This is a genomic window from Pelomonas sp. KK5 (assembly GCF_001984095.1).
GTDB lineage: Bacteria > Pseudomonadota > Gammaproteobacteria > Burkholderiales > Burkholderiaceae_C > KK5.
In genome coordinates, this window is sequence record NZ_LYVQ01000099.1 from 1 (window position 1) to 23,539 (window position 23,539).

The following is a 23,539-nucleotide window of genomic DNA, read 5'->3' on the forward strand; positions in this document are numbered from 1 at the left end:
CGATCCCGATCCCGATCCCGATCCCGATCCCGATCCCGATCCCGATCCCGATCAGCAAAACAAAAAGCCCGCTGCGAACAGCGGGCTTTTCAGCGAGCGAGGAACCTATCGATCAGGCGCGCTTGCTTTGGCTGTAGCGACGGACGCCGCCGACAGCAAACAGGGCCAGGCCGATCAGAGCCAGCGAATCCGGCTCCGGGACCGTTGCCAGCTTGAACTGGCCGTTGTTGCCAACGTACAGCGTAGCCGGGTTGGAGTCGACACCCGTCGTGCAGTTGATGCCTTGCGGAGCGCCGAGGCCGGCGTAGTCGCAAGCCAGACCCTTGACCAGGGCAGACGTCGGAGCTTGCTGCGGGTTGGCGTTGGTGAAGGCGAAGGCCAGCGAGCTGCCCAGCGCGTTGCCGGACGGATCGAACCAGTAGCCGTTGGCCAGGTCGCCAGCGTTTGCCGCCATGTTGACGGTGACTTGGCCGTTGCCGGTCGGGTTGCCAGTCGCGTCAACCTGACCACCGCCACCAGCCAGCGTGCTGAAGGTGCCGATGAGCGTGCCGTCGCCAGCGCCGTACTTGGTGCCGGCAGTCGTGCTACCGAAGTTGCCGACCGCATCGCTGTACAGCGACAGCGTGCCGCCAGCAGCGAAGCTGAACGTGCCACCGAAGGTGCCCGAGCCGGTGGCTTCGAAGATCGCCGTGATGTAGTTCGGGGTCGGCAGGTCGAACGTGGCGTCGTACGTCGGCACGCGGAAGACCGCGTATTCCTTGAACGTGAAGTTCGTCGCCGAGGTCGGCGTGATGATGATCAGGCCGGCGCCGATGAAGTCCAGTTGCTCGTGAATCGGGGTAGCACCGCCGATGCCCGTGCCATTGGGGTTGAAGTACCAGTCATTCACCACGGCATCAGCGCGGGCAGCGCCGATCATCGCAAACACGAGGCCCGCGGCGCAGGCCAGTTTGGACAAGGTCTTCATATATTTCCTCGCTAGTTGAAAGTAGCGCCACGATCGGCTGACCATCATTAAGCAACGCCTGTGCCAACGAGAAAAACACCAACAAAAACAATGATCTACAGCATCAGCCAGCAAACCAAAAAGAGGGACTGTCAAGAAAGTCGACATTCCTAGGGGGATAGCTTGTCGAGCAGCGACTTGACCTCGGCCTGGCGCTTGTACTTCCCACCCAGCCCGCTGATGCGCTGCAACTGCTGCTTGGCGTTGCCCGGGTCGTTGGCCGCCACGTAGTACTTGGCAAGACGGAGCCTGAAGTCGGGATTGTCCGGCCCGGCATCCACTGCCTGGCGCTGCGCCTCGATGGCCTTCGGCAGTTGGCCCGCGTCCGCATAGATGCCCGCCAGCGTGTCCAGGTAGGCCGGCGTCCCGGGCGCCGCTGCAGTGGCCTTCAGGGCGTAGTCCAGAGCACCAGGCTTCTTCGCCCTGTTGAGCAGCCACGCGAGATTGTTCAGCGCCGGGGCGTTGTCGGGCGCTGCCTTGAGGACCGCCTCATAGCGCCTGGACGCAAGATCGAAGTCGCCATTGCCCAGCGCCAGATCGCCGAGGTAGTACAGGAAGGACGGCTCCTCGGAATGCCCCCTCAACCAAGTCGCTTCCATCTGTCGAGCCTCGTCCGCCTGCCCGCCGGCAAGCAGGGCGCGATGCAGCTTGATGGCCAGTTCCGGCGCCGGCTGCCGGGCCAGGCCGCTGCGATAGGCCTTGGCGGCGTCGGACCAATGCTTCTGTGCCGCCTGCACATCTCCTTCGATGAGGTAGCCGGCCGCCTCGTTGCCGGGCTGCCTCTGGGCCGTCCTTGCAGCGCTGAGTGCGTCCGGCACGCGGCCCGCAGCCAGTTCCATCATCGCCAGTTCGCGCAATGCAGGCACGTAGGCCGGTACGACCGCCAGTGCCCGCTTCAGGTCTTGCCGGGCAGCGTCCGGGTTGTTCTGGAGCATGTGGATCCGGGCCATGCTCATCATCGGCGCAGGCGAGCCCGGCTGCAGGCTGGACATCTGGCCATAGGTGGCCAGGGCCTGGTTCACGTCACCAGCGTAGTACTGCGCCTTGGCCAAGGTATCCAGCAGATCCTGGTTATCCGGAATCAGTGCCAGTCCTTGCTGCGCAGCGAGGACTGCGTTCTTGTAGTCCTTGGCTTCGAGTTGCAGGCTCAGCAAGGCCACGCGCGGGGCAGGCTCCGTCGGATTGGCCTTGACGATCTTCGTCAGCAGAGCCTGCAGGTCGGTCCTGCTGCCCCCGCGCTTGCCCAGGAGCTTGACCAGCGCCATGCCGGCCTGGATATCCTTAGGATTGGCCGCGACCATGCGCTCGAAGCGTTCGCGCGCCAGTTGCGGCTTGCCGTCCGCCACGTCCATCGCCGCCAATGCCGCAGCAGCGGAGAAGTAGGCCGGCTCGATCTTCAGCGCTGCTTCGAAGGCCGCCCTCGCCTTGTCGCGATGTTCAAGCAACATCTCGGTCTGACCGCGCAGTTGCGCAGCCAGGGGCTGATCAGGCTGCTTCTTCTCAAGGGCAGCGATGGCTGCCAGCGCTGCCTGATAGTTCTTGTCGCGAAGATGGAAGTTGATGAGCGCCAGATCGGCGGTACTGCCTCGATCACCGGATGCAATGGATCGCAACTCGATCAAGCCTTCCGCCGTGCGCCCCTTGGCGATCTGCGCCAGAGCCAGCACCGTACGACTGCGTGCGTCGCTCGGATCCAGCTTGGCGGCCCGGGCGAAATAGGCGCTCGCCTTGTCTGTCTCGCCATTGGTCAGCAGAGCCTGCGCCATCAGCACCACGGGCTCCCACGTTGCATGGGCGTCATCCGCCGTTGCCTGGAGCAGTTTGACGACCTTCGGTGCATCGCCGTGCCGCAGTTGCGCTTGCGCCAGCAGCAGGCGCACGCGTGTATTGGACGGCTCGATCGCCAAAGCCTTCGACAGGCTGACCTCGGATTCCGTCAAAGCACCCTTGCGAAGGGAGACCATGCCCGCCAGTTGCAGGAAGGGCACATACTCCGGCATTACCTTCAGCAGTTGCTGAACCTGCTCTTCGGCCTGTTTGACGTCACCCTTGTCAAGAGCCAGCAGCGCCGACATGAAACGCGTCTGCACATGCGCCGGGAAGGCCGCCCGCAGCACCTTCAATTGGGTCTCGGCGGCGGGCAGATCCTTCTTCGCCAGCAGCACCCAGACGGCAGCCGACTGGGCCGCAATATTCTTGCCATCCAGTTCGATGGCCCGGCGGTAGACCGCCAGTGCGTCATCAAGGCGGCCGGCCACCTGGAGTACCGCCCCCTTCATCTGCAGCGCCTCGCTGCTGGAGGGGAACTCGGCGGCGATCTTGTCCAGCGTTGCCAGCGAGTCATCCAGCGACATGCCGGGCGCATTGAGCCGGAACTTGAGTAACTTGGCCTGCGCGTTGCTTGGGTCGGCGGCGATGGCGGCGTTCAGGAGATCGCCAGCCTTGGTCGAATCCCCGCTCGCGGAATACGCGGTCGCCAACGATGTCTGCAGGTCGGACAGGGTCTGCGGGGAGTTCAGATTCGTGTCGGCATACGCCAGCACGGCCTTGAACTGCCCCTGCGCCAGCAGCGCCCTCGCGAGGGCGGGCACGACGTCCTCCGCACTGACGCCGAGTTCCTTGGCCTTGGCCAGTTCGATCTGCGCACCGCGCGCGTCGCCACTGGCCAGCAACGCCCGCCCCAGCAGCAGGCGAGCTTCCGCAAGCGACGGCTTGCTCTGCAGCGCATTCTTGAGCTGGATGATGGCGGACGCATTATCCTTTTTGGCAAGGTCCTCCTTGGCCGAGCTGAGATATTCCTCGGCCGACTTGCCAAAACAACCCGCCAGCAGCAACCCCGCCAGCACGACTGCACCACGGCTCCTCCAGGCAGCATCTCCCGCTGCAGCGACGTCCGTCGCGGTTGCTTTTTTTCTCATTCGCTCTTTTGGATCAATTGAAGAGACATGCCGGCACGAGCAAGAACAGGGCCGCCACGGGTGCAGGGTGCAGACGATGCATCAGGATGCACCGCCCCTCAGACGCTCCAGCGCGTGCGGATACCGCTCAAATGCCGCGCTGACCGAATTCTCGACCACTGTGTAGAGCGGGCGGATCAGGGGCCGCAAGCCAGCCACGACCTTGCTCGAACTGAGCAGCGAGGGCACGCGGACGCCGCGATGCTCGATCGCGCCGCCGACCGGGTGAATGTCGAAACCGATGCGAACGAAATGGCTGGCCAGGCGCGGCTCCGTCAGCACGAAGACATGATCGATGTTCAGTCGCCGCGCAATCGCAGCCGCGCCCAGGTAGAGGCTGACGGGAATGAACGGGAAGCGCGGCATGCCGCCACGGGACTCGAAATCGTCGTCGGTCACGGAGACCGGCTTCGCCGTTTCGCCCTTGCGCTGCCGGAAGCTCCCCATCACGGCCAACCGGGACACCTCGGCCACATCGTTGCGCGGCAGCGTGGCGGGATCGATCACGGCCCGGTCAAGCACGTCCTGGCAACTGCGTTCGAAAGGCAAGGGATACTCAGGGCTCTCCGGTCGGGCGATCACCAGGCGGGTGCAGCCAACCGGTTCGCCGCTACCGCGGCGGCGCAGCAGGCAATGCACGGAATGACGGTCGTACTCATCGCTTTCCATGCCGTTCGCGCGCTCCGGCTCCCAGCCGAGATCCCGGCAATAGACCTCATGCCGAATGCGATAGACCGTCTCGATCGATGCCTGGTCCAGGGCGACCGTCAGCTCGAACAGCTCCTGGAACTTGCGGCCAAGATTTCTATCGCTTGATGACGAGTCCACAACCGTTTACCTCGGGAAATTGTGTCGGATCGTACCAAGTAAAGAGGGGCCTGGCCCCGGTCCATCCGCCCTGCAACGGGCGCGATGCCGAACGCCGGTCAGGGCTTGATGCCGAGTTCCTGATCCACCAGCGCCGCGGCATAGCCCGCCGGGATCGCATAGGTGATGCCGGAGGGATCGCTCAGAGCGGATTCACGGCTGCGCTTGACGACGACCATATTGATCACCCCGACCACATCGCCCGCCTCCACATCGATCACCGGCCCGCCGCTGTTGCCGGGATAGGCGGTGGCGTCGAGCTGGAGGATCTCGAAGGCGCCCTCGCGCAGGCGCAGCGCCGCACTGGCGTTGAGCGACTGCGCACTGGGCGTGGGCATCGCGACGCCGGTGATCGCCGACACGATGCCGCGGTGCGTGACGGTCGAGAAGCCCAGCGCGCCCGCCAGCGGGAAGCCCATCAAGGCGATGGACGTCCCTTCCCGCACGATCGTCTTGCGCAGGGCCAAGGCCGGGGCGGCTGGCCCGTCGAACTTGAGCAGCGCCAGGTCGCGCGACTTGTCCAGCGCCAGCACGGTCGCCGTACGCGGCGCCCAGTCGCCATTGGCCCGGCGCAGTTGGACGACCAGCCGTCGCTGCACCTCGCCGGTCATCGGGGGCGGCAACACGTGCGCGTTGGTGATCGCCAGGTTGCCGTTGCCGACGACGAATCCTGTGCCACGAAAGCCAAAGCGCGGACTGTCGGTCTCCGCATACGTTCCGATCAGCGCGACGGAGGGCTTGCTGCGCTCGATCAGTTCGGGCAGGTCAGCCGCTGGCGCCGTGCCCCAGGCCAGCGGGAGCATCAGCATCAAGGAGAGGGAATGGAAGCGACGGCGCAGAGCATGGGCCATGGGTGACGGAGTTCCCTCGCTCAAAGAGTGGCCAGCAGCTTGGCGACCTCGGATTGTTGCGAAAACTTGGCCCCCATCGCGGCGAGGCGGCTCAGTTCGACGCGAGCTTCGGACTTCTGGCCCGCGGCCGCATAGTAGCGCGCGAGATGCAGGCGATGCGGCGCGAACTCTGGCGCCAGCGTAACGGCGCGCTTCTGTACCTCCAGCGCCTTGTCCACCTGGCCTCCATCGGCATAGATCTCGGCCAGCGTGTCCATGAAGGCGGGCTGGTTGGGCGCGATCTGGTTGGCCTTCTCGGAGTAGGCCAGCGCACCCGGCTTCTTGGTCTTGTTGAGAACCCAGGCCAGGTTGTTGGCGGCCATGGCGTTGTCCGGCTGGATCTTCAGCACGCTCAGGTAGCGCTGCTCGGCCAGCGCGAAGTTCTCCTGCATCAGGGCCATCGTCCCCAGGTGGTCGAGGAAGACGACGTCCTGCGGGTGGGCGCCCATCCATTCGGACTCGAACGACTTGGCCTCCGAACCCTTGCCGCCCGCGCCCAAGGCCCGATGGAGCTTCACGGCGACCTCGGGAACCGGCTCGAGCTTCAGCGCGGCACGGTAGTCGCCGACGGCGGCGGGCCAATTCTTCTGCGCGCCGTAGACATCCCCCGACAGCGCCTTGCCCATTGCCTCGTTCGGCCGCTGCGCCTGCACCTGCTCCGCGAGGCGCCGTGCCTCCGTGTAGCGCGTCGCCGCCATCTCGCCGGCAAACAGCTTGAGCTGGGCCGGCAGGTAGTCGGGCCGGATGGCCAGCGCACGCTTGAGGCTCTGCACCTGCTGGACCTTGTCGCCCTGCTTGGCAAACAGCTCCGCCAGCGCCATCTGCGGCTCGGGCGAACGGGGCGCCAGGCTGGCCCACTTGGTGATCGAGCTGGTGGCCTGGTTCGCATCGCCGGACAGATGCTGCACCTGGGCCAGCAGCCGCCACGCATCCGCGTTATCCGGCAACGAGGCGGTCGCCTCCTGCGCCGCGGCCATGGCGGCCTTCAGGTCCTTGCGGCGAAGCTGCGTTTCCACGAGCGCGAGGCGCGGCGCGGCCTCCGTGGGCACCTGCTTGACCAGTTGTTCCAGCATGCCTGCCAGCTCATCGGGGCTGGCCCCGCTCTTGGCCGCCAGGGCGATGAGCGCCATGTTCGCGGGCACGCTGTTGGGCTGGTTGTCGAGAATGGGCTTGAACCGGGCCTTGGCGGCTTCGACCTGCTTGTCGTCCAGGTCCAGCGCGGCGAGGCTGGCCGCTGCCGGGAAGTAGACCGGATCGATCTTCAGCGCTGCCTCGAAGGCCTGGCGCGCCGCGACCTTGTTGCCGCGCGCGAGTTCGACGCGGCCACGCAGATTGGCCGCCGTCGGCCGCTCGCGTGTCTTGGCTTCCAGGCCGTCGAGCGCCTTCAGCGCCTGGTCCCATTCGCGGCGCTGCAGATAGACGGTGACCAGGCCCATGTCAGCCATCGTGCCCGCGTCGGACGCGGCGATGGTTCGCAGCGTCGCCACGCCCTCGGCAACGCGCCCCTTGGCGACCTGCGCCAGCGCCAGGGCCACCCGGCTGCGCAGGTCGTTCGGATTCAATTCCGAGGCGCGGCCGAAATACTCTTCGGCCCGTCTCGGATCGCCGGTCTGCAGATAGGCCTCGGCCGCCATGGTGTACGCCTCGACGCTGCCGCCCTGCTCGCCCAGCAGCGGCTGCAGCACGGCGAGCGTCTTGGCCGGGTCGCCCTGCCGCAACTTGGTCTGGGCCAGCAGCAGGCGCGCCTTGACCAGATTGGGCGCCGACTGCAGCGCCTTGCCGAGGAAGTTCTCCGCTTCCAGCAGCGCGCCACGGCGGAATTCCACCACGCCTGCCAGATGCAGCACGCGCACATCATCGGGTGCCCCCTTGAGGAGCGCCTGCACGCTTTCACGCGCCTGCTTCAGGTCCTTGCGCTCGAGGGCCAGCAGCGTGGAGAACATCAGCACCTGGCCCGGATTGGCCTTGGCGGCGCGCAGGGCGGCGAGCTGCGCCGTGGCGGCATCCACATCCTTGCGCGCCAGCAGCAGGTTCATCAGGCTGAGTTGGGCCCCGACGTTGCCCTTGTTCAGGTTCACCGCCTCGCGCAGGGCCTTCAGAGCCTCGTCGGCCTGGCCCTCGCGGTTCAGCAGTTCCCCCTTGACCTGCCACGCTTCGGAGTTGCCGGGGACGGCAGCCATGAACTCGTCCAGCGCCTTCAGCGCTTCACCGACACCTGCCGAGTTGCTCAGCAGACGCACGCGCACCAGTTGCGCTCGCGCATTCTTCGGATCAGCCGCCACCGCGGCCTTGACCGCGTCCATCGCCTTGGTCGCCTGGCCCACGCCACCGTAGGCGACCGCCAGCGATGCCTGTAGGTCGGACATGGCGGCCGGCGTACCCAGCGTCATGCCGGCATAGCTGGACAAGACCTGCTGGTAGCTCCCCTGGCCAGCCAGGGCCTGCGCCATCAGGGGGATCAACTGGTCCTTGGGATAGCCGAGCTCCTGGGCCTTTCCCAGTTCGATGGCAGCGCCGCGGGCGTCGCCGCCTTCCAGCAGCAGTTGCCCGAGCAGGAAACGCGCCTCGGCCAGGTTGGCATCCTTCTGCAGCGCGTTCTTCAACTGGATGACGGCAGACTCGCGCTCCTTGTTGGCGATCTTCGCCTTGGCTTCGCCCAGATACTGCTCGGCAGAGTTGCCGAAGCATCCAGTCAGCATGACGGCCGCCAGGACCGTGGAGATGGCGCCCAGGCGCATCCGGCTGCTCATGACAGCGCCCTCTTTCCCGAAGACATCGTTCATTTGATCTGCAAGCGGCTCATGAGGTCGTACAGCGTCGGACGGCTGACGCCGAGGATCTCGGCGGTGCGGGCAACATTGCCATCCGTACGGGCCAGCGCTGCGACGACCGCGCCGCGCTCGGCCTTCTCGCGCACGCTGCGCAGGTCCAGCGAAGCCAGTTCGGCCTCCTCGCCCTTCGGCGGCGCGGCCAGGCCGAGGTCTTCACCGGTCAGGCGTGAATCGTCCGCCATGATCGTGGCGCGCTTGACCAGGTTCTGCAGTTCGCGCACGTTGCCGGGCCACTGGTAGGCCTCGAGCGCGCGGATCGCATCGTCGCTCAGGCTCATGACCGGCCGGCGCTGTTCGGTCGCGTAGCGCCGCAGAAAGGCATGGGTCAGCAGCACGGCATCGCCGACCCGCTGACGCAGCGGCGGGATGTCCAGCACGATCTCGGCCAGGCGGTAGTACAGGTCTTCGCGGAAGCGGCCGTCGGCGATCTGGCGCCTCAGATCCTGGTGAGTGGCCCCGACGATGCGCACGTCGATGGCAATCTCCTGGCGGCCGCCCACGCGCTCGATGGTGCGCTCCTGCAGGAAGCGCAGCAGCTTGGCCTGCAGCGACATGGGCAGGTCGCCGATCTCGTCGAGCATCAGCGTGCCGCCGTTGGCCGTCTCGATCTTGCCGATGGTGGTCTTGCTGGCGCCGGTGAAGGCGCCCTTCTCGTAGCCGAAGAGTTCGCTTTCCAGCAGCGTCTCCGGGATGGCCGCGCAGTTGATGGCGACAAAGCGCCCCTTGCGCTTGGACGTGTCGTGCAGCCCTTGCGCCAGCAGTTCCTTGCCGGTGCCGCTTTCCCCGAGCAAGAGGACCGTGGCATTGCTCGGCGCCACCTTCTCGATCGAGCGGCAGATGCGCTGCATGCCCGGATCACGTGTCACCAGGCCACCCAGCGCGTCGGTCTGCTGCAGCGTCTGCAAGCGGCGGTTCTCCTGCTGCAGCTCATAGAGCCGATAGGCGCGTTCGACGGTCAGCGCCAGCACATCGGGATCGACCGGCTTGGCGAGGAAATCGTAGGCCCCCATGCGGATCGCCCGCAGCGCGTTGTCCTGGTCGTTCTGCCCGGTCAGCACGATGACCTTGGCATTGGGATCGAGCTCCAGCAGTTTCTCCAGGCATTTGAAGCCCTCGGAAACCGAGTCCGCATCGGGCGGCAAGCCCAGGTCCATCGTGACGACCGCCGGGCTGTGGCGACGGAACTGCAGCACCGCGCTGGCCACGTCGTCGGCGACCACCGACTCGAAGCGGTCCAGCGACCACTTCAACTGCTTCTGCAGCGATAGATCATCCTCGACGATCAGCAGCGGCTGCTGCGCGCGTTCATTCGTCATTTGGCACCCAGCATGGACATGTCGGCGGTTGCGGCGTGATGGAACAGCGGCAGCAGGATCGTCACCGTCGTCCCGACATTCACTTTGCTATCCACGGAAATCTTTCCTCCCAGTTCTTGTAGGTATTGAAAACTCTCGTAGGCGCCGATGCCCATGCCGCTCGTCTTGGTCGTCTGGAACGGCTTGAAGAGACGATTCTGAACGAACTCCTCCGTCATGCCACATCCCTGATCTGCAATCCGAACTAGGGCCTGGCTGCCCATCCTGTCGAGCAGCAGGCTGACCGGGCCTTCGGGTGGCGACGCATCGAACGCGTTCTGCACCACATGGCCGATCACGCGCTCCACCCGCTCCTGGTGCCCCCGCGTACTGACCGGTGCCAGCAACTGCAGATCGAGTTGCCGCCCCTTGCTGCGTGCCGCCGCTTCGAGGCGCCGCGCAATCTGTTCGAGGTCGACACCGCTGCTGACGCCATGGTGCGGCTTCTCGCCCTCGCGCAACTGCAGCATCAGCTGGCGCATCTTCTCCAGCGAGTTCTCCACCGTATCCAGCATATCCTGCTGAAACTCGGGGTTGTCGCGCAGGCGCTTGGCGTTCTTCATCATCAGCGACAACTGCGTCACGATGTTCTTCAGGTCGTGGACGACGAAGGCCGACATCCGGTTGAAGGCATCGAACTTCTTCGATTCGAGCAATGCCTCCGCCGCCTGCATCTGCACCAGATAGCTCGACGCCTGGCTGGCTGCCGTCTTCAACAGATCCCGCACTTCCCAGTTCAGCTCGATGGCAACGCGGGGACGGCCGAGCACGACGAAGCCGATCAGTTCCTGCCGCGCCAGCAGCGGGATGGCCAGCCAGTTGCGCGCTTCGGCGAGCAGCCAGTCGGAAGCCACCAGCCCGCCATAGCTCGGGTGCCCGCGCCTGAGCTGGTCCACGTCGATCACCCAGGCCTTGTCCTGCAGGAAGCTGCTGAAACCGGAATCCGGGCTCTCGCGCTCCGCGACGGCCGGCAGATTCCAGCGCGCCACCTGCCCGAACTCCTCCCCCGGGCCGCGCCGCAACCACAAGGTGCCGGAGGGGCTCTCGACCAGATTGGCCATCGCACGGATCACCATGCCGCCCATTTCCTGCGGCGACGCGCCGGACGACAGGATGGCCGTGAAGCGCAGCCACTCCTCGCGATAGTCGTAGCGGTAGCTGAAGAAGTTCTTGCTGATGTACACCCGCAGGCGCGCCCGTACCGAGCCCGACAGCACCAGCACGGCCAGCGCGATCAGGGCCAGGAAGCTCAGCACCAGTTGGAGCGCCCGACCCCACTCGCCGCCGGTGTAGCGAACGTAGTAGCCCAGCCCCGAGATCAGCAGCAGATAGGCGCCGACCAGCAGCAGGCTGGCGGAGTGGAAGACCGCGGCACGCGAGACATGCAGCTTGCCCAGCCAATCCGCCTGCCGCCGCGACGCCACATAGAGCAAGGGCACGGCCACGGCATGGGCGGCCGCGCGCACGCTCAGCGCATCGCCGTCATAGGCACTGAAGAGCGCCGCCTGGGAGAAGACGAAGACGTCGAACAGGAAGACCGCGCCCAAGCCGAGGCAGACCGGCTTGCCGTTCCAGCGCATGTCGGGCGAGACATTGCGCAGCAACTGCTCGACCAGGATCAGGCCGACCACCGCCTGCGTGAGCGCCACCAGCGCCGCCAGGCGCCCCGACACGGTGGCCAGGGGCAGCCCCGCCACGCGGGCCAGGTACAGCAAGGCGCCCAGGCCGACGGCCGTGACGGCGAGCCAGGTGAAGCTGCGGTACTCCGGCGCCACGCCATCCGTGGAGCGGGGGCGCAGCAGCAGCAGCACGAACCAGTACCACAGGGCGTAGCGCAGTTGGTCGGCCAGCGGGATGGCCCACCGGTCCAGGCCCGCGGTCCAGCGCAGCAGATCGGTGGCCAGACCCAGGCCGGCCCACAGGGCGCTGCTGGCGAGCGCAGCAAGAAACACCAGGGAGATGCCGCTCGATCCCTGGCTGCCGCGCATGATCCTGAGACCGAACTGCAAGGCAAAGCCCAGGTAGGCCAGCAAGGCGAGCAGATTGCCCAGAAGGCTGAGGTCGAGGACTCCGTTGAGCATGGGGTATTTCAACATGGGCCGGGGGCCGGCGGCACCGTGCATGCCCGGGCCACGGCCCCCCGAGCCGGAGGCTCGCTCAGGCGACGGGAAGCAAAAACGCCGTTGAGCGCCGCATCAGGCGGCGCACAGCGGCGTGAGCAGGTGAAAAGGAAGACGCGGTAGCCAGCAACGGGCCCGGTCAGCGCGCACCCTTGCCGGTCAGCACCACGGCCACCGTTTCCAGCATGATCAGCAGATCCAGGAACAGCGTGTGGTTCTTGACGTAGTACAGGTCGTACTGCAGCTTCTCGATGGAATCCTCGACGGTCGAGCCATACTCGTAACGGACCTGCGCCCAGCCGGTGACACCCGGCTTCACGCTGTGGCGCACGGCGTAGTAGGGGATCTTGGACACCAGATCATCGACGAAGAACTGACGTTCCGGGCGCGGGCCCACGAGGCTCATCTCGCCCTTGAGCACGTTCAGCAGTTGCGGCAGCTCGTCGATGCGCATCTTGCGGATGAAGCGGCCCACGCGGGTCACCCGGTCGTCGTTCAGCGTGGCCCAGCGCGGCTTACCATCCTTCTCGGCATCCGAGCGCATGCTGCGGAACTTGATGACGTTGAAGACCGCGCCGTTGAGGCCTACGCGCTCCTGGCGGTACAGCACGGCACCGGACGACTCCAGCTTGATCAGCACGGCGGTGATCGCCATCACCGGCAGCGCCAGCAGCAGGATCAGCGAAGAGAACACCACGTCGAAGACACGCTTCACCGCGGTGCGCAGCACACCCTGGTTGAAGCCATCGCCGAAGATCAGCCAGCCGGCGTTGACGTGGCTGATCTTGATCTGGGCCAGCGTCTTCTCGAAGTAGGTCGCGATGTCGACGACGCGGATGCCGGACAGCTTGCAATCCAGCAGCTGGCGCATCGGCATGCTGCCGCCACGCCGTTCGGACAGTGCCACGACGATCTCGTCGACACCCATGCCGCGCGCGGTCTCGGTCAGCGTGCCGCGCGGGGCGATCATCTCGGCCTGGGCAACCTCGGTGTGATCCTCGTTGGGCCCGGCAAAGTAGCCGACGATCTGGGCATGCGGGTCGGCAGCGCGCAGCGTGCTGCCCACGGTCTTGGCGGCAGCGCCGGAGCCAAAGATCATGATCTTCGTGCGCATGCGCGTCTGCGAGTGAGCGGCATAGACACGATGGGCCATCACCGTGGCCACCGCGGCCATCGCGGCCATCGTCACCAGCTCGCGATGAGTGGTGCTGGCCGGCAGCAGGCTGAAGATCACATAGGCCAGCGGCAGGCCGAACATCAGGCCCAGCAGGGCGCGTGCACAGGATTCCGTGATCGAGCGGTTGTGGGCGTGCTGATAGAAACCCGTAGCCGAATTGATGACGAACATGCAGCCGGCCAAGGACAGGCCGTGAGACGCCGCAAAAGGAATCACCGTCTGGGCCGATTCACCCTGGCTCAGCACCACGGCAATCACGACGAACACGATCAGCCCGAGATCGAAGAAAACCTGCAGCAGCGTCTGCCGGTGTAGATAGTGATTGAATATCCGGATCATGCTTCCCCCGATCGCACAAACTCAGTGCCTGATTGCAGTCTGGCGCCTCTAGCAAGTCTTCTTAGTCTTGCGAGACCGAATCGACGCCGCTCCCATGGACGGCGTTCGGACCCGATCTCACGCTCCTGCAGGTATCCGGCTTCAGCCGGACTGCCACTTCGTCGCTGGCATCCCAGTCGGCTTCGCACGGAGACTTCCCCCGAATCGCGGACCGATGATGCCTTCACAGTAGGGGTGTTGAGAGCCCCCCGTTTGCAGGGGGAATCGCCGCTTGAAACAAACGAAACCGAGGCTAGCGCGCCCCCTCTCGTCACCCCACTTCCGACGAGAGCGCAGTAGATCGCAGAACCAGCCGGCGCCGAACACGCAGCCCGAGGTAATCGTGCCTTTTCCACGCGATCGAGTGGGCTCGTCCTCTCACCGGATGACAGGAGCAGCGCGGGCGCAACGGCCAGCCGCAAGGCGCCCCATGGCAAGGCGAATGCCCGCGGCCAGCGGGGCGCCAGAAACAACAACGCCTGCACGAGGCAGGCGTTGCGGCATCGAGCCGGCCCCGTCTCCCGACGGGACCGTGGCGATGATCAGTGGACCACGCCCACTTCCGAGCGGTTGCCACCCTTGTAGGTGTACATGGTCAGCGCGCCGTTCTTCAGGTCGCCCTTGTTGTCGAAGGAGATGACGCCCGTCACGCCCTTGTAGCCGTCCGTCTTGGCCAGCACCGGCAGGTACTTGGCCGGCTCGGCCGAGTTGGCCTTGACCATCGCTGCGACCAGGACGTTCACGGCGTCGTAAACATACGGTGCGTAGATCTGGACGTCGACCTTGTACTTTTCCTTGAACTTGGCCTTGAAGGCGTCCATCGACTTCTTCTGTTCGCCTTCCACGCCACCGGCTTCCGCGCAGATGACCTGGTCGTCGGCCATGGTGCCGGCCGACAGCTCGGGCAGCTTGGCGGTGCAGATGCCGTCGCCACCCATGAACTTGGCGCTGATGCCCAGTTGCTTCATCTGGCGCAGCATCGGGCCGGCCACGGCGTCCATGCCGCCGAAGAAGATCACGTCGGGCTTCTTGCCCTTCAGGTTGGTCAGGATGGCGGTGAAGTCCGTCGACTTGTCGGTCGTGGACTCGCGGCCGACGGTCTTGCCGCCGGCGGCCTTGACGCCCTTGATGAACTCGTCGGCCACGCCGGCGCCGTAGGCGGTCTTGTCGTCGATGACGGCGATGGACTTGCCCTTCAGCTCCTTGACGGCGTAGCGGCCCAGCGTGCCGCCCAGATGGCCGTCGTCAGCCACCACGCGGAAGGCCGTCTTGTAGCCGCTGCGGGTGTACTGCGTGGCGGTGGCGGACGGGGAGATCTGCGGAATGCCGGCGTCGAAGTAGATCTTCGAGGCGGGAATCGAGGTACCCGAGTTCAGGTGGCCGACCACGCCGTTGACCTTGGAGTCGACCAGCTTCTGTGCAGCGGCCGTGCCCTGCTTCGGATCGCCGGCATCGTCTTCGGCCAGCAGTTCGAACTTGGCCTTCTTGCCGCCGATGGTCACACCCTTGGCGTTCAGGTCATCGATGGCCATGCGCGCACCGAGTTCGTTGTCCTTGCCCAGGTGAGCGATCGCGCCGCTGGTGGGCCCGACGTGGCCGATCTTGACGACCAGATCCTGGGACATGGCCGCACCGCTCAGCAAAGCCGCGGCAGCGGCGACGACAACATTCAGTTTGACTTGCATGAAATTACCTCCGGGTAGGAAGAACACGAGATCTTTTGTGTTGAATCAATCGTCAACCGGCAGACCTTAACCGAAATGACACGTCGCCTGAATGGGGAAACCATCAAACCGACGTCCCCCTGCAACGCGCCTGTCAAGCCCCCGTTGACAGGGGTCGTTCAAGCAGCGACGACGTGATGTGACACATCGTGTCCTAACTGCTGATATTGACGGTAGCGCTGGCGTCCGGCGTCCATCTGCATCGGGTCCTGCGAGACGACTTCGAGCACGCGCGCGAACTGCTCGAAATCCGGCGGCATGTCGGAGTCGAGGTTCAGCAGCACGTCCCGGTGCGGCAGGTCCTGCGGGTGCTCGACCAGCAGGATCGGCGTATCGGCCATGCGAGGCGCAGGCGGGCTGCCCGGCGCCACGCGCAGATGCGGCACGAACTCGAGCGGCTCGAAGGTCCACAAGGCCGCATCCAGCCGCATCAGCAGGTTCGCCGGCCCGCAGACGCCGACACGCGCGCCACTGCGCTGGACCTTGCGCAGCAGGCGACACAGATAAGCCAGACGCTCGGGCACGCCCGTGTAAAAACTCACCTGGCTCATCGCACGGAGGCCGATCAGCGGCCCGTCTTCACCTGCGACAGCACGAAGTGCGTCAGCAGGCCGACCGGACGGCCGGTGGCGCCCTTGCTCGCGCCGCCCTTCCAGGCCGTGCCGGCGATGTCCAGATGGCCCCAGCGGTACTTCGAGGCGAAGCGCTGCAGGAACTTGGCGGCGGTGACCGAACCACCTTCGCGTCCGGCCACGTTGGCGACGTCGGCGAAGTTGCTCTTCAGGCCCTCCTCGTACTCGTCGTCCAGCGGCATGCGCCAGCAGGGATCCAGCGCCGTCTCGCCGGCAGCGCTCAGCGCCGCGGCCAGTTCGTCATCGCTCGCGTACATGCCGCTGCGCACGCCGCCCAGCGCGATCACGCAGGCGCCGGTCAGCGTCGCCACGTCCACGACCACCGCCGGCTTGAAGCGCTCGGCGTAGGTCAGTGCGTCGCAGAGGATCAGGCGGCCTTCGGCGTCGGTGTTGAGGTTCTCGATCGTCTGGCCGGACATGGAGGTGACCACGTCGCCCGGCTTCACCGCATGGCCGCTGGGCATGTTCTCGCAGGCGGCGATCAGCATCACGACGTTGAGCTTCGGCTTCAGTTCGGCGATGGCGCGCATCGCGCCCAGCACGCTGGCCGCGCCGCCCATGTCGAACTTCATCTCGTCCATGCCGGCGCCCGGCTTCAGCGAGATGCCACCCGAGTCGAAGGTGATGCCCTTGCCGACCAGCACCACCGGCGCCTGCGTCTTGGCCGCGCCTTCGTACTTGGCGACGATGAAGCGCAGCGGCTCGTCCGAGCCCTGGGCCACCGACAGGAAGGAGCCCATGCCCAGCTTCTCGACGGCCTTCTTGTCCAGCACCTCGACCTTCAGGCCGTGGCTCTTGCCCAGCGCCTGGGTCTGCTGGCCGAGGAAGGTCGGCGTGGCATGGTTGCCAGGACGGTTCGCGCATTCGCGCGCCAGCTCGATTCCGGCGCCGATCGCCTCGCCGCGCGCCAGGCCGGCCTTCGCGGCCTTGGCGGCTTCGGCATCGGCCTTGTCGGTGACCAGCGTCAGCTTGGCCAGCTTGCCGGCGGCCGGTGCCGAGGGCTTGGTGTGACGATAGACATAACTCGCATCCTGAGCGGCGAGCACGAACTGCTCGGCCAGGCTCTCGACACCCGCCTCGAAACCGGTGAAGACCACGGCCGCATGCGCGGCGCCGCGGCCCTTCAGCTGGCCCAGCGCGGCCGTGAAGGCGCTGCGCGCAGCCTTCAGCGTCGCCTTGCCGGCCGCGGCGACGATCAGGCGCGGCGCCTTCACGCCCGCCGGGCGCAGCAGCGACAGCGTCTTGCCGGCCTTGAATTCGAAGTCGCCGAGCTTGGCGGCGTCCTTCACCAGCTCGCTCAGCGCGGCGTCGAAGTTCTTGGGCAGCGCGTCGCCGGCGGCCACGACGATCAGTGCGTCGGCAGTGAGGCCGGCCAGGGCGTCGAGGGCTGTGGCTTGGGAACGGAAGTCCATAATGAGGGGCAATAAATAAAGTGCCCGGATGTTATTCGATTCCACCGTACGAAAAGAGCTGGCCCAGAGCTTCGGCGTGACCCTCGTCGTCATCTTCACCATCGTGCTGACGTCGATGCTGATCAAGACCCTCGGCCAGGCCGCGGGTGGCAATGTGGCGCCGCAGGACGTGCTGCTGCTGATGGGCTATGCGGCGCTCTCGCACCTGTCCACGATGCTGACGCTGTCGCTGTTCATCGCCGTCGTCGCCACGCTGGGCCGCATGTACCGCGAGTCCGAGATGGCGATCTGGTTCGCCAGCGGCCTCGCGCTGACCCGCTTCGTCAAGCCGGTCCTGCGCATGGCCTGGCCGGTGGCGCTGGTGATCGTCGGGCTGGAGCTCTTCGTCTGGCCCTGGGGCAACCAGAACAGCGCCCAGCTGCGCGACCACTACGAGAAGCGCGGCGACCTCTCCCGCGTGGCGCCGGGGCAGTTCCAGACCTCGCGCGACGGCTCCCGCGTGTTCTTCATCGAGCGCGACAGCGAGGACGGCCGCACCGGCCGCAACGTCTTCATCCTGGCCCAGCAGCCGGGCCATGAGTCGATCACCACCTCCTCGCGCGGCCACATCGACAACAGCGGGGACGACCGCTTCCTGGTGCTCGAAAAGGGCCAGCGCAACGAGACCAACACCAAGACGGACGAGAAGACCGTGTCCCGCTTCGAGCAGTACCGCGTGCTGGCCGACAGCCAGGCGATGAAGACCGCCGACACGCTGCCGCCCAAGGCCACGCCCACGCAGCAGCTGCTGCTCAACCGCAATGCCCGCAACGATGGCGAGCTGGCCTGGCGCTTCGGCTGGATCTGCGCCTGCCTCAACATGGTCCTGCTGGCCATCGGCATGGCGGCCAACAACCCGCGCCGCGCCAACAACTGGAACCTGCTGTTCGCGCTGCTGGCCTTCGTCGTCTACTTCAACCTGATCAACCTGAGCCAGACCTGGGTGACCTCGGGGCGCGCCAGCCTGCCGGCCGCGGTGCTGGGCGTGCACGGCGGCGCCTTCGTGCTGGCGCTGCTGCTGATGTGGCTGCGCGACCAGGGCAACCGCATGGGCGTGACAAGGCGCGCGCCGGCGGCGCACGCGACGACGGGAGCCGCAGCATGATGCGCACCGTCCGGCGGCTGCTGTACCGCGACATCATCGGTTCCATCGTGCTGGTGGCGCTGGCCTTCCTGGCCCTGTTCTTCTTCTTCGATTTCGTGGACGAGATCGACCGCATGAGCCGTGCCGGCGTCGGCGCCGGCAAGGCCGCCGTGCTGGCGCTGATGGACCTGCCCGGCCACTTCTACGACCTGTTCCCGATCACGGTGCTGATCGGCACGATCTTCTCGCTGGCGCGCCTGGCGCAGTCCAGCGAGTTCACGATCCTGCGCACCGGCGGCCTCGGCCCGGGCCGCGCGCTGAGCCTGCTGGCCAGCCTGGCGCTGCTGTTCGCCATCCTCACCTTCGCCACCGGCGACTGGGTCGCGCCCTGGTTCGAGCGCCAGAGCGACGTGCTGCGCGCCGGCTTCGTCGGCAACAAGGCGCCCGCGCGAGCCGGCGCCTGGCTGAAGGACCGCCAGACGATCGACGGCAAGGAGCGCAGCTTCTCGGTCAACGTCGGCACCGCCAGCGCCTCGGGCCAGCTGCGGGACGTGCGCATCTTCGAGTTCGACCCGCACGGCGGGCTGGTGGCCAGGATCCAGGCGAAGTCCGCCAGCGTCGATGCGACAGGCCTGTGGCGCCTGACCGATGTCGACCGCACCGACTGGCTGCCCGGCGACGGCGCCAACCGCGCGCCGCTGGTGCGCGAGGGCCACGAGCCGCAGGCGCAGTGGCAGAGCTCGCTGCATGCCGGCGTGATCGCCGCGGCGGTGCTGCCGGCCACCTCGATGTCCACGATCGAGCTGTACCGCTACACGCAGCACCTCTCGGCCCAGGAGCAGAGCGCGCAGGCCCACAACATCCAGTTCTGGCACAAGGCCTTCTACCCCTTCGCCTGCTTCGTGATGGTGGCGCTGGCCCTGCCCTTCGCCTACCTGCACGGCCGCGCCGGCGGCATCAGCCTGAAGGTCTTCGGCGGCATCATGCTGGGCATCAGCTTCGTGCTGCTGAACAACGTGGCCGAGCACCTGGGCCTGCTGAAGGACTGGACCCCCTGGACGGTAGCCGCCGCGCCGAGCCTGGCCTACCTGGCGCTGTCGCTGGGCGCCTTCGGCTGGCTGGTCCGTTACCGCTGAGGATCGGCGTTATGGACGGCCTGCTCCTCTTCGCCCACGGCGCCCGCGACCCCGCCTGGGCGCGCCCCTTCGAGGAAGCCGCCCGGCGCGTCGCCGACGCGCGGCCGGGCATGCCGGCAACGCTGGCCTTCCTCGAGTTCATGCAGCCCGGCATCGAGGACGCCGCCAACGCCCTCGTCCAGCGGGGTTGCAGCCGCATCCACGTCGTGCCGATGTTCCTCGGCGCCGGCGGCCATGTGCGGCGCGACGTGCCGCCGCTGGTCGAGCGCCTGCGCGAGCGGCTGGGCATCGAGTTCGTGCTGCATCCACCGCTGGGCGACCAGGACCGCGTCATCCAGGCCCTGTGCGACACCACCCTCGCCCTGATCGGAACAGAAGAAAAATGAACCTGCACCAGTTCCGCTTCGTCCAGGAGGCGGCCCGCCGCAACCTCAACCTCACCGAGACGGCCAAGGCGCTGTTCACCTCGCAGCCGGGCGTGTCCAAGGCCATCCTCGAGCTGGAGGAGGAACTGGGCGTGGACATCTTCTCGCGCCACGGCAAGCGCCTGCGCCGCATCACCGAGCCGGGCCAGCGGGTGCTGGCCTCCATCGAGATCATCATGCGCGAGGTCAACAACCTCAAGCGCATCGGCGAGGAGTATTCCAAGCAGGACAACGGCACCCTCTCGATCGCGACGACCCACACCCAGGCCCGCTACGTGCTGCCCGGCCCGGTCGCGCAGCTGCGCCGCCAGCTGCCGCAGGTGCGGGTGAGCCTGCATCAGGGCAATCCGGAGCAGGTGGTGCGCATGCTGCTGGACGAGAGCGCCGACCTGGGCCTGGCCACCGAATCGCTGGCCGACATCGACGAGCTGGTGAGCCTGCCCTGCTACGAATGGCAGCACGCGCTGGTGATGCCGGCCGGCCATCCGCTGGCGCAGGTCGAGCGCATCAGCCTGGAGCAGATCGCCGCCGAGCCGCTGGTCACCTACCACCCGAGCTTCACCGGCCGCACGCGCATCGACCGCGCCTTCGAGCAGCGCCACCTGCAGCCCAACATCGTGCTGGAGGCGATCGACTCCGACGTCATCAAGACCTACGTCCGCCTGGGCATGGGCCTCGGCATCGTGGCCGAGATGGCGGTGCGCGACGACCCGCCGGACGGCGAGCTGGTCTCGCGCCCGGTCGGCCACCTGTTCGGCCAGAACGTCACGCGCATCGCCTTCAAGCGCGGCGCCTACCTGCGCAACTACGTCTACAGCTTCGCCGAACTGCTCTCCGACCGCCTGAACCGCAAGCTGCTGGACCGGGCGATGAGCGGCGAAGCCACCGACTTCGGCATGTAACAGCACCCATGAGCAAGACACCCACGATCCAGAGCCGCCTGCCGCGCGTCGGCACCACCATCTTCACCACGATGTCGGCGCTGGCCCAGCAGCACGGCGCGGTGAACCTGGGGCAGGGCTTCCCGGACTTCGACTGCGACCCGGCCCTGCTGGACGCGGTCAATGCCGCCATGCACGGCGGCCACAACCAGTACCCGCCGATGGCCGGCACCGCCGCGCTGCGCGAGGCCATAACGGCCAAGATCAGCGCCATCTACGACCACGCCTACGACCCGGGCAGCGAGATCACCGTCACCGCCGGCGCCACCCAGGGCATCCTCACGGCGCTGCTGGCCATCGTGCATCCGGGCGACGAGGTGATCGTGCTCGAGCCCTGCTACGACAGCTACGAGCCCAATATCGAGCTGTGCGGCGGGGTCACCGTGCGCGTGCCGCTGACGCCGGGCAGCTTCCGGCCCGACTTCGCCCGCATCGGCGCGGCGATCACGCCGAAGACGCGAGCCATCGTCATCAACACGCCGCACAACCCCAGCGCCACGGTCTGGACCGCCGACGAGATGCGCCAGTTCGCCGCGCTGCTGGACGGCACCGACATCCTCGTCGTCAGCGACGAGGTCTACGAGCACATGGTCTTCGACGGCGTGCCGCACCAGAGCGTGGCCCGCTTCCCCGATCTGGCCGCGCGCAGCTTCATCGTCTCCAGCTTCGGCAAGACCTATCACGTCACCGGCTGGAAGGTCGGCTACGTGGCCGCGCCGGCCCCACTGATGGCCGAGTTCCGCAAGGTCCACCAGTTCAACGTCTTCACCGTCAACACGCCGATGCAGCTGGGCCTGGCGGCCTACATGAAGGACCCGCGGCCCTACCTGGACCTGCCGGCCTTCTACCAGAGGAAGCGCGACCTGTTCCGCGCCGGCCTGGCCGGCACCAGGCTGCGCCTGCTGGCCAGCGAGGGCAGCTACTTCCAGTGCGTGGACTATGCCGACGTGCCCGCGCTGGCGGGCATGGGCGACGGCGCGGTGTGCGAGTGGCTGACGCGGGAGATCGGCGTGGCCGCGATCCCGCTGTCGGCCTTCTACGCCGATGGCAGCGCGCAGACGGTGATCCGCTTCTGCTTCGCCAAGCGCGACGAGACGCTGCAGGGCGCGCTGGAGCGCCTGAAGAAGCTCGCCTAGGGTTTCGAATCCAGGTCGATGTCGAGCTGGGTATCCAGCACGACCGGCATGATGGTCATCGGCTGCGTGGCCATCATCGCCGTGGCCGGAGACGGCGCATGGCCCGGGTCCAGCGGCAGGAACAGGTCGATCTGCTCGCCGCGCACCTCGCGCTCGGAGTGGTCGCGCGCCAGGCCGTAGAGCGTCAGCAGGTCGCGGTAGGCCGGCAGGTCGAAGCCCTGCCCGTCCTCGCCGCCGTGCGACAGCAGGTTCTGCAGCAGCGCCATGCTGGCCCCGCTGTCGCTCCAGTGCTGCTCGATGATCTCCAGCACCCGGCCATAGCCCTCCAGGCCGCGGCCCTCGTTGAGGCTGCGATCCCAGGTCGGCGCCAGCGCCTTGAAGCGCCGCGTGAACTCCTCGCGCAGGCCGTTGAACGCCAGCTCCTCGCCGCGCCGCTGGTAGATCTCCAGCAGCTTCAGGTAGGGCAGCTCGCCGGCCTGGCCGCTGGCGATGCGGTGGCGCAGCAGGTCCACCGCCGCCTCGTCCTGGCCCAGCACCTCGAAGAAGTCGACCTGCTGCTCCAGGTCGATCAGTTCCTCGACGCTGACCTCGTGGTTCTCGTCGTCCAGCACGATAGCGCTGGCGATGCTGGGCGGCCGGCCGCGCCGGGCCGCATCGGCATGCTGCAGGCTGATCGCGTCCTCCATCAGCGGCAGCGGCGCGGTCGGCGGCGACTCGTGGTGTTCATGCCCGCGCGGCGGCCAGGGCCCGCGCTGCTCCGCGTCCACGAAGGCGGTGGCCATCGTGGTGGCGCTGCCGAAATCCTGCAGCGCGGCGTCATTGCTGTTGCTATCGAAATGCTTGTGGCCGGCGACCGTTCGCGGCTGCTCGTCGGCCGGCGGCTGGTAAGCCGGCGAGAACGGCGGGAGTGGCGCGGCCGGCGGCGCGGGCCGCGCGGGCTCGGGCGCCGGCGCCGCTGCCTGTGTCGCGCCCTGGGGATGATGCTCGCGCGCGCGGCGCGAGCGCTCGACCTCGTTCCACCAGGCCTTCTCGTATTCGGCCCGCTCACGCTGCCGGCTGCGCCACAGATAGGCGCAGAAGCCCGCCAGCACCAGCAGGAAGGCGCCCAGGCCGTAGACCAGCAGGTTGCGGTAGCGCTGGTTGCGGGCGTCCTCCAGCTGGGTGCGCAGCAGCTTGAACTGGTCTTCGGTGGCCACGGTGTCGCGGCGCACCGCATCGAGCTTGTCCTCGAGCTGCTGCAGGCGGCTGAGCGTCTCGTCCACGGCCTGCGCGGCGCTGGCCGGCGCCGAGGCGGCCGCGGGCGCGCCCAGCACCTCCGGCGGATCCATGCGCAGCCGCGACACCGGCGCCGTGGGCGGCGCGGGCTCGGCCGCAGCCACGGCGGCCGGCGCCGGAGCGGGTTTCGGCTTGGGCCGCGGCTTGGGTCTGG

At 67.0% G+C, this 23,539-nt stretch carries 16 protein-coding genes and 1 pseudogene; 5 read left to right on the forward strand and 12 right to left on the reverse strand.

Going from position 1 to position 23,539, the window contains the following annotated elements:
• Positions 1-112: 112 nt before the first annotated feature.
• From pepA to B0W88_RS16610, 11 genes are all read right to left on the reverse strand, one after another.
• Positions 113-967: a flocculation-associated PEP-CTERM protein PepA gene (gene pepA / locus B0W88_RS16560; RefSeq protein WP_077035751.1), complete on the reverse strand. Its 855-nt coding sequence runs from the start codon at positions 965-967 to the stop codon at positions 113-115.
• Between the two features lie 149 nt (positions 968-1,116).
• Positions 1,117-3,924: an XrtA/PEP-CTERM system TPR-repeat protein PrsT gene (prsT, locus tag B0W88_RS16565; RefSeq protein WP_077035752.1), complete on the reverse strand. Its 2,808-nt coding sequence runs from the start codon at positions 3,922-3,924 to the stop codon at positions 1,117-1,119.
• 81 nt (positions 3,925-4,005) lie between these two features.
• A complete protein-coding gene (locus tag B0W88_RS16570; protein ID WP_077035753.1) occupies positions 4,006-4,791 on the reverse strand; it encodes a PEP-CTERM/exosortase system-associated acyltransferase in 786 nt (261 codons plus the stop codon).
• Positions 4,792-4,889: 98 nt separating this feature from the next.
• Positions 4,890-5,639: a serine protease gene (locus B0W88_RS16575; protein ID WP_198937854.1), complete on the reverse strand. Its 750-nt coding sequence runs from the start codon at positions 5,637-5,639 to the stop codon at positions 4,890-4,892.
• Between the two features lie 62 nt (positions 5,640-5,701).
• Positions 5,702-8,470, reverse strand: coding sequence for an XrtA/PEP-CTERM system TPR-repeat protein PrsT (gene prsT, locus B0W88_RS16580; RefSeq protein WP_077035755.1), 2,769 nt, complete (start codon positions 8,468-8,470; stop codon positions 5,702-5,704).
• A gap of 29 nt (positions 8,471-8,499) precedes the next feature.
• Complete coding sequence (prsR, locus tag B0W88_RS16585; RefSeq protein ID WP_077035756.1) at positions 8,500-9,867, reverse strand: PEP-CTERM-box response regulator transcription factor; 1,368 nt, start codon at positions 9,865-9,867, stop codon at positions 8,500-8,502.
• Complete coding sequence (gene prsK / locus B0W88_RS16590) at positions 9,864-12,002, reverse strand: XrtA/PEP-CTERM system histidine kinase PrsK (RefSeq protein ID WP_233151737.1); 2,139 nt, start codon at positions 12,000-12,002, stop codon at positions 9,864-9,866. Before prsK ends, prsR begins: the two co-directional genes overlap by 4 nt.
• Positions 12,003-12,165: 163 nt before the next feature.
• Positions 12,166-13,542 carry a TIGR03013 family XrtA/PEP-CTERM system glycosyltransferase gene (locus B0W88_RS16595; protein WP_077035758.1) on the reverse strand — a complete coding sequence of 459 codons (1,377 nt, stop codon included), beginning with the start codon at positions 13,540-13,542 and terminating at the stop codon, positions 12,166-12,168.
• Between the two features lie 581 nt (positions 13,543-14,123).
• A complete protein-coding gene (locus tag B0W88_RS16600) occupies positions 14,124-15,266 on the reverse strand; it encodes a branched-chain amino acid ABC transporter substrate-binding protein (RefSeq protein WP_077035759.1) in 1,143 nt (380 codons plus the stop codon).
• A gap of 158 nt (positions 15,267-15,424) precedes the next feature.
• Complete coding sequence (locus tag B0W88_RS16605) at positions 15,425-15,847, reverse strand: DNA polymerase III subunit chi (protein WP_158080874.1); 423 nt, start codon at positions 15,845-15,847, stop codon at positions 15,425-15,427.
• Positions 15,848-15,870: 23 nt separating this feature from the next.
• On the reverse strand, positions 15,871-17,349 hold the full coding sequence (locus B0W88_RS16610; RefSeq protein WP_077035761.1) for a leucyl aminopeptidase: 1,479 nt from the start codon (positions 17,347-17,349) through the stop codon (positions 15,871-15,873).
• Positions 17,350-17,377: 28 nt separating this feature from the next.
• Here B0W88_RS16610 and lptF point away from each other — a divergent pair, with 28 nt between their 5' ends.
• From lptF to B0W88_RS16635, 5 genes are read left to right on the forward strand one after another with little or no spacing between them, the layout of a single operon-like run.
• On the forward strand, positions 17,378-18,493 hold the full coding sequence (gene lptF, locus B0W88_RS16615; RefSeq protein ID WP_077035762.1) for an LPS export ABC transporter permease LptF: 1,116 nt from the start codon (positions 17,378-17,380) through the stop codon (positions 18,491-18,493).
• Positions 18,490-19,608: an LPS export ABC transporter permease LptG gene (gene lptG, locus B0W88_RS16620; RefSeq protein WP_369973897.1), complete on the forward strand. Its 1,119-nt coding sequence runs from the start codon at positions 18,490-18,492 to the stop codon at positions 19,606-19,608. The genes lptF and lptG overlap by 4 nt, the downstream gene beginning before the upstream one ends.
• 11 nt (positions 19,609-19,619) lie before the next feature.
• Positions 19,620-19,994 carry a sirohydrochlorin chelatase gene (locus tag B0W88_RS16625; protein ID WP_077035764.1) on the forward strand — a complete coding sequence of 125 codons (375 nt, stop codon included), beginning with the start codon at positions 19,620-19,622 and terminating at the stop codon, positions 19,992-19,994.
• Complete coding sequence (locus tag B0W88_RS16630) at positions 19,991-20,935, forward strand: CysB family HTH-type transcriptional regulator (RefSeq protein ID WP_077035765.1); 945 nt, start codon at positions 19,991-19,993, stop codon at positions 20,933-20,935. Before B0W88_RS16625 ends, B0W88_RS16630 begins: the two co-directional genes overlap by 4 nt.
• A gap of 8 nt (positions 20,936-20,943) precedes the next feature.
• Complete coding sequence (locus B0W88_RS16635; protein ID WP_077035766.1) at positions 20,944-22,110, forward strand: pyridoxal phosphate-dependent aminotransferase; 1,167 nt, start codon at positions 20,944-20,946, stop codon at positions 22,108-22,110.
• Here B0W88_RS16635 and B0W88_RS33660 read toward each other — a convergent pair.
• Positions 22,107-23,539 (reverse strand): annotated as a pseudogene (locus B0W88_RS33660) (hypothetical protein); the annotation flags it as partial. The gene B0W88_RS16635 and the pseudogene B0W88_RS33660 overlap by 4 nt on opposite strands.

What these genes read in the sequence shown, in the direction of transcription:
- pepA (WP_077035751.1), bottom strand. Translation starts at nt 967, where the DNA reads ATGAAGACCTTGTCCAAACTGGCCTGCGCCGCGGGCCTCGTGTTTGCG.
- prsT (WP_077035752.1), bottom strand. Translation starts at nt 3,924, where the DNA reads ATGAGAAAAAAAGCAACCGCGACGGACGTCGCTGCAGCGGGAGATGCT.
- B0W88_RS16575 (WP_198937854.1), bottom strand. Translation starts at nt 5,639, where the DNA reads ATGCTGATGCTCCCGCTGGCCTGGGGCACGGCGCCAGCGGCTGACCTG.
- prsT (WP_077035755.1), bottom strand. Translation starts at nt 8,470, where the DNA reads ATGAGCAGCCGGATGCGCCTGGGCGCCATCTCCACGGTCCTGGCGGCC.
- prsR (WP_077035756.1), bottom strand. Translation starts at nt 9,867, where the DNA reads ATGACGAATGAACGCGCGCAGCAGCCGCTGCTGATCGTCGAGGATGAT.
- prsK (WP_233151737.1), bottom strand. Translation starts at nt 12,002, where the DNA reads ATGTTGAAATACCCCATGCTCAACGGAGTCCTCGACCTCAGCCTTCTG.
- B0W88_RS16595 (WP_077035758.1), bottom strand. Translation starts at nt 13,542, where the DNA reads ATGATCCGGATATTCAATCACTATCTACACCGGCAGACGCTGCTGCAG.
- B0W88_RS16600 (WP_077035759.1), bottom strand. Translation starts at nt 15,266, where the DNA reads ATGCAAGTCAAACTGAATGTTGTCGTCGCCGCTGCCGCGGCTTTGCTG.
- B0W88_RS16610 (WP_077035761.1), bottom strand. Translation starts at nt 17,349, where the DNA reads ATGGACTTCCGTTCCCAAGCCACAGCCCTCGACGCCCTGGCCGGCCTC.
- lptF (WP_077035762.1), top strand. Translation starts at nt 17,378, where the DNA reads ATGTTATTCGATTCCACCGTACGAAAAGAGCTGGCCCAGAGCTTCGGC.
- lptG (WP_369973897.1), top strand. Translation starts at nt 18,490, where the DNA reads ATGATGCGCACCGTCCGGCGGCTGCTGTACCGCGACATCATCGGTTCC.
- B0W88_RS16625 (WP_077035764.1), top strand. Translation starts at nt 19,620, where the DNA reads ATGGACGGCCTGCTCCTCTTCGCCCACGGCGCCCGCGACCCCGCCTGG.
- B0W88_RS16630 (WP_077035765.1), top strand. Translation starts at nt 19,991, where the DNA reads ATGAACCTGCACCAGTTCCGCTTCGTCCAGGAGGCGGCCCGCCGCAAC.
- B0W88_RS16635 (WP_077035766.1), top strand. Translation starts at nt 20,944, where the DNA reads ATGAGCAAGACACCCACGATCCAGAGCCGCCTGCCGCGCGTCGGCACC.